Consider the following 12,460-nt stretch of genomic DNA (forward strand, 5'->3'; position numbering starts at 1 on the left):
TTTCACAACATCATTGTAGAAAGCCGGTTTTGATTTCTTTCGACTCTTGAAGTTTGGTTTATCGGCAAGTTTCTTGAAGAATTTTTTGTAAGCATCACAAGCATCCTTGATCGCTTGTTTCGTGATATTGTTGGAAACGTCATAAAGCCAAGAAAACTCTTCTGTTTGCTTTAATTGGGTTAAGTCTTTTCTTAGAACATGATCCGAAAGAAACTTGCCACCCTTAGAATAGTTTTTTTCTTGTTGATCCAGTGCCCAGTTATAAGCCCATCTTGCAGTTCCGGCTGATTTCCACAGTTGATGTTCCTGTTCTTCGGTGGGCTTGAGTCTAACTTTCTTCCCCAGTATCATTCTCAAGCAACTCCTTGATCATCTTCTTAGCCTTATGAGCCCTTTTTTCCTGCAACCTACCACTAACACTGTGACGATCTGGACTAAATCCTCTACCAGTTCTTGTTCTTCCGTCTTATCGGTTGAATCAATAATCTCAAGAGTCGTTCCGTATTTATTGCATAGGTTTTTAATGAGTTCAAATCGAACCTCAGCAACCTATCTTGATAAAGAATGTCTACTTTATCAACTTCTGAATTGGTAATTAGATCAATAAGATGATTAAGTTGTTCTTGAGAATAGTATCGGTATCCTGTTGGAGCAATATGATGGGGTTTTAGCGTGTTATTTTTATCCGCCACAAGACACAGCATCTTCTGAATATTCTTAACACCTGTTTTTATTTTACACTCATTCCAAATAAATGCAATAGCCTAACAAAAGGGGCTTCGAATAGCACAATGCATCCGAAGCCTTTCATTTTAGAAACTGAATAATGGTTTAGTCAGGCAAATCCGTCTTAGCATAATCCATTGCTGAGTCAGGGCTTGAGCCGGCACTGTTTACCGCTCTTACCTTGTAATAATAGGTTGTATCCGCCCATAAACCTGTATTCGTATAACTGGTAGTGGACACTGTGGCAATATGAGAGTAGGTTCCGGAAGATGAGGTGGCACCGTAAACATAATAGGATGTGGCATCACTGACTGAATCCCAGGTTAGATTAATTTGACTGGAACTCACCGCCGTTACCTCTAACCCTGTCGGAGTCGCTGGTGTATCGTAATCATCATAATCTTCTTCATCAATATTGATAAGAATACTGTTGGGTACAACAACTATTCCTCCAAAAATAACTTCTTTCTTAATACTCCTAATCTTGCTCTTGAAGAAGTTAACGGTAACCGGATCTACAGGATCACTGACTAAAAACACAGGGGAATTTGTTATAGAGGCTAAGGCGGCCCCGGCTAGGGCATCGGCATAGTTTTCCCCGGTTGATACATAACATGTGCTGAAATCAAGTTGATCAGCAAATTCTTTAATAATACTTACATTTGTATCATACCTGGTATTTCCGCTCAATCTTCTGGGAGAGGGAAGTTGTTTAAGGACATTATCACTGATGATCCCTGTCCCTCCCACTACATAGGTGCTTTGAGCATTCTTTTCTAAAAACCCTTCGATGTTTGCAGGCAATTTATCTTTGGGGGTAAGTAAAATAGGCATGCCTTTCATGGCAGCTATGGGCGCAATTGATAAAGCATCGGGAAAGGTTTCTCCACTGGCAATCACCGCTTGGTCAAATTCCCCCATTGCCTGGGCGATTTTGATTGATGTGTCGTATTTATCAGTCCCGGCGATCCTAGTTACCCCTATCCCTAGGTCTTTGATACTTTGCTCAACTTCGGAGGATATAATACCTGTTCCGCCAATGATAATTACTTTTTTCACCTTTAAACGTTCAAGCTGAGTCTTTGTTTGTTCGTGCAAAGTATTCTTTGTGGTTAGTAATAAGGGAGCGTTATATTTTTGGGCAAGAGGAGCACTGCATAAGGCATCCGAGAAGTTCTCCCCACTTACGATAACGGCATAGTAAGAAGTGGTCCATCCTGACTTAGCAACTTCTGCAGAGGTTCCATACATATCCTCACCGGCTAAGCGATCAGACTGGATATCTGAGGAAGGTTCTGTAGGAATGGTGCCGTCTGTCTTAGCAGTGGTTGCATAAGCACTCGAGGAGTAGCGGCTGCTGCTCCTGTTGTTTACAGCAGTGACTTTGTAGTAATAGGTAGTATTCGGTGACAAGCCGGTATCGGTATAGTTCGAAGTCGTTGTTGTCGAGATCTTGGAGTATGTTCCTGAAGAAGTCGTCGAGCTATAGACATAATAGGATGTTGCTTCACTCACGGAATCCCAATCCAAATAGATCTTGCTGGAACTCTCGGCCTTTGCGGTCAGATCTGTAGGTGTGGATAGATCTGACTCGTCAGATTCTGAGGTCGTTGCAGATTTTTTAGAAGAGTATTCACTCTTACCAGAACTATTCACAGCTGTGACCTTATAGTAATAAGTTGTGTCCTCTTCTAAATCTTTATCCGTATAGCTTGAGGTAGATGTTGTGCTAATTTTGGAGTAGGTTCCCGAAGAAGTAGTCGAGCGGTATACATAATAAGATTTCGCATCACTGACTGAATCCCAATCCAGATAGATTTCGCTGGAGCTTACTGCCTTAGCGCTGAAATCAGTTGGGGCAGATAATGAATCTGATTCATCATCATCATCATCTTCGTCAGAATCCAGGGTCTTAGCATAGTCCTTCGAAGAAAAATCGCTTGTTTTTGAGTTCCTAACTGCTTTGACCTTATAGTAATAAGTGGTGTCCTCTTCTAAATCACTATCTGTATATTTTGAAGATGTGGCTGTATCTATCTTAGAGTAGGTGCCCGATGATGTGGTTGATCTGTAAACATAATAGGATGTTGCCTCACTCACCGAATCCCAATCCAGATAAATTTCGCTGGAGCTTTCGGCGGTGGCCGTAAGATCTGTTGGGACTGACAATGAGTCATCTTCATCTTCGTCTTCGTCTTCGTCTAGGGTCTTGGCATAGTCTTTCGAAGAAAAATCACTTGTTTTTGAGTTCCTAACCGTCTTGACCTTATAGTAATAAGTGGTGTCCTCGTCTAAATCACTGTCTGTATAGCGGGAGGATGTGGCTGTCCCAATCTTCGAGTAGGTACCCGATGAGGTGGTTGATCTGTAAACATAGTAGGATGTTGCCGCACTGACGGAATCCCAATCCAAATAGATTTCGCTGGAGCTTTCAGCAGTGGCAGTAAGGTCTGTTGGTGCTGACAATGAGTCATCTTCATCATCGTCATCGTCATCAGAGTCCAGGGTAGTTTCAGAGGTTCGAGAAGAGTAGGCACTTGTTGTACCGGCACTGTTAACTGAGACTACTTTGTAATAGTAGGTGGTTTCCGATCTCAAATCGGAGTCTGTATAACGAGAGGTTGTGGTTGTGGCGATCTTGGAATAAGTACCTGACGACGATGTTGCCCTATAGACATAATAGGATGCTGCGTCAGTTACAGAATCCCAATCCAAGTAAATTTCACTAGAGTTTTCGGCGCTGGCCGTAAGATCGGTGGGTGCTGAAGGAATACTCGCCGCAAGGGTAACTTGCGGGACTATTAGAACAGCAAAACAGAAGCATAGTACTAGGGTTAATAATCTTAAACTGTTTTTTTTCATTAATCTACCTCCTATATAAGAGTTTTTTCTCATATCTTCCCTTAATTGCTTTTTCTATTGTTGGTTGAAATCACAATCCTCCCAGTTTCTCGCTTACTTTTACTTTATTCTTTTTATATCTTCATAATCCTTCCTGTGGAAGAAACTATTTCTTTAGGAAGTTAAAAATATTAAGTTTAAAGAAAACCAGATTAATGCCGCGCTTCCTAAATTAATCAATTCCTAGGGCGTTCCTTTATTTGAGCTTTCGTTGAATAAGTTCACTGTCAGGGCAAAATAAATTTTCAGTAGACTTTCAGTTAAACCTCAGCTTCATTTCAGAATCTTATTGCATAATTACATTGTCAGAAGGAGGTGAACGCTTTTGAAACTATTCCGCAAGCTACTGCTTCTTCAGAACGCTTTCGACGAACTGTAAGCAACTATCAGCGACGAATGAAGCAACGCCCGGAATGGAATATCCAAGAAAAGCCAACCAGCAATGTTTTAACCTTAATCATTTCACGATAATTCTCTATTAAGGTGACTCTATAAACCAACCCCCCGTGATTTTCTTAGCTTTGTTACTACATAAGGAATCATTTCAGTGGGGATCAAAACCTTACCCTCAGATTAGGTACATTATTGAAAAATTTTGCACCATATAACTTGTAACTCTCAACAACACATTAAAGGAGGCCCCTAAACTATGAAAAAAGCTCAAACAATTTTAATTGCCACAGCCCTTACCACCCTTTTATCGGCATCTGCAGTATTGGCAAGCCCTATGAACTTTCAAGCTTCAAATGCTTCTCAAGTTAAGTCCGGATTCAATCATAATGCCGGAGGGTTTAAGACTGTTTTGGATAATCTTGTAACTTCCGGAACCATTACTCAAGACGACGTTACTGCTATCCAAACCGCTCTCGAAGCCGCTAAACCTTCGGAATCTACGGCTGGGGAAAAGCAAAAACCTAACAAACCTAATGGGAACAGATTTGCGACGATTTTCGATAGCCTTGTAACTTCCGGGGCACTCACTCAGGATCAAGTTGATGCCATCCAAGCTGCTCTTGAATCGGCCAAACCTGCAGAACCTGCTGCCGGGGAACAGCCTGCCAAACCCAGCGGCAACAGATTGGCGACTGTTCTCGATGACCTTGTGTCCTCCGGAACCCTTACTCAAGACGATGTTGCTGCCATCCAGGCTGCTCTTGAAGCCGCTAAACCTTCGGAATCTACGGCTGGGGAAAAGCAAAAACCTAACAAACCTAATGGGAACAGATTTGCGACGATTTTCGATAGCCTTGTAACTTCCGGGGCACTCACTCAGGATCAAGTTGATGCCATCCAAGCTGCTCTTGAAGCGGCCAAACCTGCAGAACCCGCTGCCGGGGAACAGCCTGCCAAACCCAGCGGCAACAGATTGGCGACTGTTCTCGATGACCTTGTGTCCTCCGGAACCCTTACTCAAGACAACGTCGCTGCTATCCAAGCCGCTCTCGAAGCTGCTAAACCCTCGGATTCTAAAACCGGTGAACAGCCCACCAAACCCAGCGGCAACAGATTTACAACTATATTCGCTGACCTTGTGACTTCCGGGTCACTTACTCAAGACAAAGTCGATGCAATCCAAGCCGCTCTCGAAGCTGCTAAACCCACGGATTCCGCGGAAAATCGGAACCGAGGTAACGGTGGATTTAAAACGGTCTTAGATACTCTAGTAACAGCCGGGACTCTTACTCAAGCCCAAGAAGATGCCATTAAAACAGCCCTCCAATCAGCTAGACAAAAAGGTAACAACGAGGGTGGAATGGAGGCTGTTCTGGATAGTCTCGTAACAGCAGGTACACTGACTGAAGATCAAGTAGAGTCAATTATTGAATCTATGAATTAATTACAGATACGATCCATCCATACTAAAAGCAAGGCTAGGATTTGACTCCAGCCTTGCTTTTTTGCGTCTTAATGATTATCTTCCATTGAAAAGGTCTTCCAAAAGAGCCACAAAAACCGTAACTCCTAAAAGATCAGCACTCCCACCCGGGCCTATCCTTCTATGACAAAAGTCTTTATCCATCTCTTCAATGGCTTTTATCCCAGCCGGTGTTTTCATACCGCCAAGAGCAATAATCCTCCCGGCTCTTACCTGCACTTCTCTTAAGGTTTCCAAAGAATGCCTATGTAAAATATTTGTATCTTCGCAAAACTGCATAATGGTTACCAAGGTTTGGATTAACCTGGAGTTTAGACTCAAGTCATGGTTTTCCTGATAAACATTTAAGGCAATATCGAAGACAATGGGTAAGCCCCGTTGTACTTCTCCACGGATCCCTTCAATCTTGTGGGTTAAATAAAGCCTTTCTCCATGGGTCAGTTTTGTCGGATCTGTGTTTGCCAATTCTTGGTTTCTGGCACTTAATTCCCCTTCCACTAAACCTTCAGTCATATCTTGAATAATACTCCGCAGGGAGGCAAAGCCAGCCCCTGAGTATAAGGCCTTTCCGGCTGCGGCACAGCAGATTCCCAATAAAAAAAGTGTGCCTTTATGAGTGTTAACTCCCCGAGTCTTAGCAAACATTCTCTGCTCACCTAATTGTCCGATGGATCTTATGGTTTGAAATATTTCCTTCGGACTCTCAGTCGAAAGCCCTGCATGGGCACACTGAATCAAAGGGCTTATCAAGGCTGAAGCACTGTCTAAAAACGTAAAGTAATCCATGTCACTATGAGCACCGGTTGAAATCGCAGAAACTAACCCCGGTGACGGATGACAGGAAGCCTCGTAGAGAATTGCTTGTACCGCCAGACTGGCTATCTCAATTGCTTGCGCCTTAAAACTCTCGGTTCTTCCTTCTCTCTCCATAGTTTGCGCTCCATTTTCTTTTCTTCGATCGATAGGCTAAGACATTTGAAGGTTTGAGGGCTATCCGTCTTTTTTGTTTGCTATGTTTTATCCTTGTTTTTGTTTTGTGTTATTTTTTTGGTTTAATTTTTGTTTTACTTTTATTTACTTTTGTTTTTTCTTTTATTTATTTTTAGATCTTAGTGTAAAGCTTACTAACTTTTTACACCTCGATAGTTTCGAAACTTCTCTTCAATATAATGTATAACCTCATGTTCCGGATGCCTTCGTGCTCTCACGCAATGCTGGGCATAATCCTCGCAAAGATAACATTTTCTCTTGGGGTATCCCAGCTCCTGCCGTGACACACTTCTCCCCGAGTGATCATAAACATCGAGATCCAAACACCGTCCCAGAACATGGTTTTCTTCGAACTCAACAGCTAATCTTTTCAAGGCAAAGACATCTTCTTGGACTACAACCATGAAAATCGGGCCTTCTGCCCCTTGCTGCAATGTCTTAAAAGCTAATTTTTGCTCAAACATTGAGGATAGCAGCTCACCCATTTCCCGAATTATCGTCATGGTAAGCTTATTGGTCTTTTTAAGCCCCGGGTAGTTTACTCTCATCGCTAAGAGAGGATTTCCATAGCCTTTGATAAGCTGTTCAATTTGTTGAACCCTCTTCTCTCTGGCTTCGAGCAAATCCTCAACAGTATAGTTTCTCATAGTTTAATGTGGAGAGTGGGTTTGTTGGATTTTCTCCACTATCTCCCTTCCAAGGCTGGTGTCCAGAAATTTCAGGGTGACTTCAGGCAGAAGGTTGATCAGATTAGCCGCTTCTCCCTCCCTGAGCAGGCTTCTTACTCTTGAAGCACTAATCGGTTCATCGGCAAAAGGTTTCCTCGGGATTTCTTCCAGCTCAACCCCGTAAATTGGCAGCACCTTTTTCAAAGTCTCATTATAGGCTTTGGTAACCGGACAATAGGGTTCCTCTCCAACATAGCGTTTCAGGATCTGAAAGCTGCTGCAAAAATATTTTCCAAATATTGAAGCGTCTAACTCCGCATAAGCTTGAAGCCGTTCCCCTTCTTCTCTTAAGAAGTAAGCAGGAAAGGTAGCGGATGAGATTATATACTCTCCGCTTGGTATAACCTTAACATTCGGCAAATGCTTGGTTCCTTCAGCAACTAGGGCCAGCCTGGCGGCAAAAGGGAACAGGGATCTGTCCTCTTCCACAATAAAGACAAGAACTTCTCGATGGTTATGAGCTGCTTCTTCAATCAAAAATTGGTGCCCCAGGGTAAAGGGATTGCAGTTCATTACCAGAGCTGCCCTTTCAGCAGTCCCAATATCATATGTAGTTTTTAGTTCCTCTAAATGCTGCCTGATATCATAAATTCCATTTTCTAAGAGAGCAACCGCCTGGTTCTGATGAATAAGCTTAAACCCCAAAGCCGAAAAAATCTTAACCTGGCAGGGATTGGTATACACAAAATAGTGGTGTATCCCTTCTCTGAAGAGTCTATCGATTAAGGCTGTGACTAAGGTGGCAGCCATCCCCTCTCCTCTAAGGTCATGGGCTATGGCAAAACACTTTAAAACATTCTTAGCCTTTGAGCAAGTAGCAACAATGGGAGCCCTCTGCTTCAGAGAGAACTGGGGGCTGGGTTCTTCATCCCGTATAACGCAAGTATAGTCTACATCCCCATCTAAGATTAGGCCGAATTCCCTAAGAAAAGTCTCAACCTCTTCCCGCTCCCCTATATCCTTGAGGTTTACTTTAGTGACTTGTGCAGCATATACCATCCTTACTCTCTCCTTTAAAGCCGTCCCCGTCCTTCATTTTCGATTTAAGGAGTCAGTCCTTTACCTTCCTCACAACGTCGATCACTGTACCATCCCGATATTCTATCACTGCCACGATCTCCTCTGAAGTTTCAATCGGTTTAGGAATTCCCGTGATTTTCTCCGCCAGTTGTTTTAATTCCTCAATGGTCATCAGCGGAAGTTGAGTCTGGCTTAGTTGTTCTAGCAGATCCAATCTCCTGGGGTTGACGGCTATTCCCCGTTCGGTAACCACGGCATCAATGCTTTCTCCCGGCGTGGTTACCGTCAGCACTTTATCTCGAATAATCGGAAGCCGAGCCTTCATCAGATTGGTTACCACAATAGCCAGCTTGGATCCTGCCGCAGTATCACTATGTCCTCCTGAGCCACCCATAATCACTCCACTGGAACCGGTTGTTACATTCACATTAAAATCCAGGTCGATTTCTGTAGCCCCCAGGATCATGATATCCAGATTATTCACCACTGCTCCCTTAGTATGGGGATTGCCATACATAGAAGCTGACATAAATTGATGGCTGGGATTGTCTCTATAAGACTCTACTGCTTTTAAGTCAAAACATTGGACATCCAAGAGGCTTCGAAAAAGCCCTTCTTCCAGCATCTCGACAAGATAGCCCGTAATTCCGCCGGAAGCAAAACTTCCTATAACTCCTTCGTCCTGCATAATTTTTTTCAGTTCCGCAGCAACAGCCAGGGAGGTTCCCCCCGCTCCCGTTTGAAAAGACATGCCCTCTCGGACTAAACCTGAGGCTTTAATCAGCTGGGCAGCTCTTTTGGCAATAATCAGCGCCACAGGATCCTTAGTGATTTTGGTAGTTCCGGAAACAATACCCTGAGGATCTCCGATAGAGTTAATCTTAACGACATAATCTATATAAATTTGGCTAATTTCAATGGGATTGGCGGGATAAGGCACTAAATGATCGGTTATAGCAACGGTTACATTGGCATACTCCGCGTCTGCCACCGCATACCCCAAGGAGCCACAGGCAGACTCCCCGTAGACTCCGTTAATATTTCCATAGGTATCAGCGGTAGGGGCCGCCAAAAAGGCCACATCAATCTTCAGATCTCCGCTTTCTATGGCCCTGGCCCGCCCACCATGAGTTTGCATGATTGCCGGTTTAGTAAGTCTTCCTCGGGAAACTGCTTCTGCCACAGGTCCGGATAGATAATTAGTGATTAGTCCGGTGACTACTCCGGTTTCCATATGTTTGACCAGAGGGGCATGGATTGGAAAAATCGAACTGGCTGCGACAGTCAGCCCCTTTAGCCCTCTGGCTGCCAATTTCTCCATGACCATATTTAGAACATAATCTCCATTTCGCAAATGATGGTGAAATGAGATGGTCATTCCATCGGTAATTTTTAACCTATCGAAGAGATCATCAAGGCTGGGCAGCACTTTTTGATCCTTGGGAAGGACACTTGTCAGCTTTACAGCGGATCTTGTTTTTACCCCGCAATTACTGAAGGATCCTTGAAAGGGCTTAACTTGCCCGTACCCGTCTATATAATCGGGAATTTCCCTACCTAGTAGATTTTTCATTTTGCTCCACCTTCACCACTAATAAGTCCCAGCCTAACCCCTTGGTCGACAATGCGCTTGGCCCGATTGATGACCGGGGCATCGATCATTTTACCATCTAAGGAAAAGACTCCCTGACCTTCTTTCTCCGCTTCCTCCATGGCTTCAAGTATCCTTAACGCCCTCTTTAGCTCATTCTGAGTCGGTGCGAAGACGGAGTGAATTGTCTCGATCTGTCTCGGATTAATGGCTGCTTTCCCAGTCAGACCTAATCCTTTTCCTCGGGCAGTATCCTTGTTAAGCCCCTCATGATCATTGGTATCTGTAAAAGGGGTATCTATGGCATCAACTTTTAAAGCTCTGCAGACAGTGGCGACTTTATTGCGGGCATAAAAAATTTCCTCCCCCTCCTTAGTTCTTTCTATACCTAAATCCGCAGTTAAGTCTTCTCCCCCCAATAAAACCCCGACGGTTCGCGGAGAAGCTTTAATGACGTTAAAAACATTCTCCAGCCCCAGAGCAGTTTCTATGAGAGCAATAATCTTAATCCCTCCGCTGGGAAAGCCCTCTTCTGCTTCAATTTTAGTAAGAATTTTATCCACCAGCCTTATCTCATCTTCATTGGCCTTAGGGATTAATAGGGTATGGGGCTGAACTCTGGCGATAACATCTATGTCCGGAGCTCCAAATTCCGTATCTAAGGGATTAACTCTTACTATGACTTCCACGGCTGAGTAATCGATTGTTTTAATGGCTTCTCTGACTAAGATTCTGGCACTATCTTTTTCTGTCAGACTTACTGCATCTTCTAAATCCAGAATAATGGAGTCCGCTCCCAGTATGGCCGCATCTTGAAGCATTCTCGGACTGTTTCCGGGCATGAATAGCATACTTCGTCTTAAGGTTTCCATTCTAACCCCCCTTATCTTGTTTATCGCGTTCGCGCAGTAGATTATCCCTTTTTGAACCCTGTTGGTTTATACAGAGAAATCTTTTGGAACCTAATTTATCAGAATACCGATAGAGAGCTCAATATCTCTTTAGAAAAGGAAACCATTTATCAACTTTTACTAACAATTTCCCTTCATTCTCTAGCTTATATTTTTCAATCTCGTGAACATGTTCTTCAGATTAAATTGCCCTGTTTAGAGCAGTTTCTACTCTGGCCGCAATGGTGTAATCTAAGGCCCCTCGATCTTGAGCCTTAATCGAGACACCCTCTACTCCCATTTCCTGTACCTTATGTAAAATCACTTGCTCGATAACCTCTCCGAATTGCTGCATTACAATACTCTCTATATCAAGCTCAATTATTCCCCGGTCCTTAGGGCTGACCATGATTAGAATATCATTGGACTCTAAAGTCCCAGCTTTTGCAACTTTGGTGATCTTCACTTGCCTACCTCACTTCTCAAAGAATACTATGTCGCCTTAATATGCCCTAAAATTACACATTCCGAACACTAGTCATTAAAAGACTGGTGTTCGGAATATCTGTTGAAAGATCAACTTAACCTTTTCCTAGTTTATTATTAGTTGGATAATTCGAATTCTCCGGTTTCATAATTAAAGATGAAAACCTCTCCTGTTTCAATCATATAGTAAAAACCATAGATATTTAGTTCTTTGTTAAGATACTTCTCTTTAATGTAGGGATAGGTCAACAAATGCTTGATTTGCTCAAGTATGTTTATTTGCTCGGTTAACCATTCTCTTTGGTATATATCCGATTCATCTTTGAGATGTCCCATAACCCGTCTCTTAACGTTATGAGCCAATTCCAGCCATTTTTTAGTATCCGGCAGTTTGCTGAGAATCTCATCGGGTAGATAAATTGAGGCGCAGCCTCCACAGTTGGAGTGACCACAGACAACTATATTCTCAACCTTCAGAGATTTGACAGCATATTCAATGGCAGAAGTCGTTGCCACATAATCCTGATGAGTGTCTTTATAGGGAGGAACGATATTAGCAATATTTCGTACAACAAAAAGTTCTCCCGGTAAGGACTTAGTTATCATTTCCGGCATTACACGTGAATCAGAACAAGCGATAAATAGGGTATGCGGTTCCTGAACTCGTTTTAATTTACTAAATAATGCTTTATGCTCTTCATAGTCTTTCTGTCTAAACTTAATCAGCCCATCTAGTAATCTTTGCATAAGTCGACCTCCAAAAAAAATTTTCTTCGGCTCCTTGGCCCATACAGTCTTCAGCACCTATAATATCCATTTGTAATTTCTTGCACTAACTTCATTATAAGGCTTTTTTACTTAAAATAGGAGACTAGTTTTGGCATTTTTCATGTTTTTATTATGTTTTTTTATTATGGTAATATTATTTTTATATTCATTCTGAACCCCTAAGGTAATTATAGAAAGGCTTGTGGTTCAAGGGTCTGCTTATTTGACAGCTTAGGGCGACCTTATTACTCAATATTATTTATGATATAAGAACCATTAATCTTAACTATAGCTAATCTAAGTTGAAGCCTGTGTTATGACTTTTTGCTTTATAATTGACAATACTTGTTGCTCGGAACTTCCCTAGCCGCATCGCCTATAATTCCTGTTAATAAACTGCCCAATATTCCGACTTTTTATCAAATCCGAAACTCCTACTTCTATAAGTCGGTATTCCTTATTCTACTTCGGTGGGGGGAGAATC

The 12,460-nt window shown here is 42.6% G+C and carries 11 protein-coding genes and 1 pseudogene; 2 read left to right on the forward strand and 10 right to left on the reverse strand.

What is annotated here, in order from left to right; genetic code table 11:
* From BLS16_RS17865 to BLS16_RS17875, 3 genes and pseudogenes are all read right to left on the reverse strand, one after another.
* Positions 1–351 (reverse strand): helix-turn-helix domain-containing protein (locus tag BLS16_RS17865; protein WP_143015550.1); only part of this gene is annotated, 351 nt, incomplete at its 3' end.
* Positions 329–686, reverse strand: a pseudogene (locus BLS16_RS17870) (IS607 family transposase); the annotation flags it as partial. The pseudogene BLS16_RS17870 and the gene BLS16_RS17865, both read right to left, overlap by 23 nt.
* A 145-nt stretch (positions 687–831) precedes the next feature.
* Positions 832–3,588, reverse strand: a complete 2,757-nt coding sequence (locus tag BLS16_RS17875; protein WP_092335022.1) for a cell wall-binding repeat-containing protein — start codon at positions 3,586–3,588, stop codon at positions 832–834.
* 354 nt (positions 3,589–3,942) lie between these two features.
* On the opposite strand from BLS16_RS17875, the gene BLS16_RS23815 reads away from it, so the two are divergent.
* Positions 3,943–4,098, forward strand: a complete 156-nt coding sequence (locus BLS16_RS23815) for a hypothetical protein (RefSeq protein ID WP_176786226.1) — start codon at positions 3,943–3,945, stop codon at positions 4,096–4,098.
* 178 nt (positions 4,099–4,276) lie between these two features.
* A complete protein-coding gene (locus BLS16_RS17880) occupies positions 4,277–5,464 on the forward strand; it encodes a hypothetical protein (protein WP_092335023.1) in 1,188 nt (395 codons plus the stop codon).
* A 75-nt stretch (positions 5,465–5,539) separates the two neighbouring features.
* Here BLS16_RS17880 and citG read toward each other — a convergent pair whose 3' ends face one another.
* From citG to BLS16_RS17915, 7 genes are all read right to left on the reverse strand, one after another.
* Positions 5,540–6,433: a triphosphoribosyl-dephospho-CoA synthase CitG gene (gene citG / locus BLS16_RS17885; RefSeq protein WP_092335024.1), complete on the reverse strand. Its 894-nt coding sequence runs from the start codon at positions 6,431–6,433 to the stop codon at positions 5,540–5,542.
* Between the two features lie 194 nt (positions 6,434–6,627).
* Complete coding sequence (gene citX, locus BLS16_RS17890; protein ID WP_092335025.1) at positions 6,628–7,140, reverse strand: citrate lyase holo-[acyl-carrier protein] synthase; 513 nt, start codon at positions 7,138–7,140, stop codon at positions 6,628–6,630.
* 3 nt (positions 7,141–7,143) lie between these two features.
* Positions 7,144–8,220 (reverse strand): [citrate (pro-3S)-lyase] ligase, encoded by a 1,077-nt coding sequence (citC, locus tag BLS16_RS17895; protein WP_092335026.1) that lies wholly within the window; start codon positions 8,218–8,220, stop codon positions 7,144–7,146.
* Positions 8,221–8,272: 52 nt separating this feature from the next.
* On the reverse strand, positions 8,273–9,814 hold the full coding sequence (gene citF, locus BLS16_RS17900; RefSeq protein ID WP_092335027.1) for a citrate lyase subunit alpha: 1,542 nt from the start codon (positions 9,812–9,814) through the stop codon (positions 8,273–8,275).
* Positions 9,811–10,704 (reverse strand): HpcH/HpaI aldolase/citrate lyase family protein, encoded by an 894-nt coding sequence (locus BLS16_RS17905; protein WP_092335028.1) that lies wholly within the window; start codon positions 10,702–10,704, stop codon positions 9,811–9,813. Before BLS16_RS17905 ends, citF begins: the two co-directional genes overlap by 4 nt.
* A gap of 220 nt (positions 10,705–10,924) precedes the next feature.
* Entirely contained in the window at positions 10,925–11,188 is a 264-nt protein-coding gene (gene citD / locus BLS16_RS17910; protein ID WP_092335029.1) for a citrate lyase acyl carrier protein, read from the reverse strand.
* Between the two features lie 137 nt (positions 11,189–11,325).
* Positions 11,326–11,955 carry a carbonic anhydrase gene (locus tag BLS16_RS17915; RefSeq protein WP_092335030.1) on the reverse strand — a complete coding sequence of 210 codons (630 nt, stop codon included), beginning with the start codon at positions 11,953–11,955 and terminating at the stop codon, positions 11,326–11,328.
* Positions 11,956–12,460 lie beyond the last annotated feature (505 nt).

The organism is Desulfosporosinus hippei DSM 8344 (assembly GCF_900100785.1).
Classification (GTDB): Bacteria; Bacillota; Desulfitobacteriia; order Desulfitobacteriales; family Desulfitobacteriaceae; genus Desulfosporosinus; species Desulfosporosinus hippei.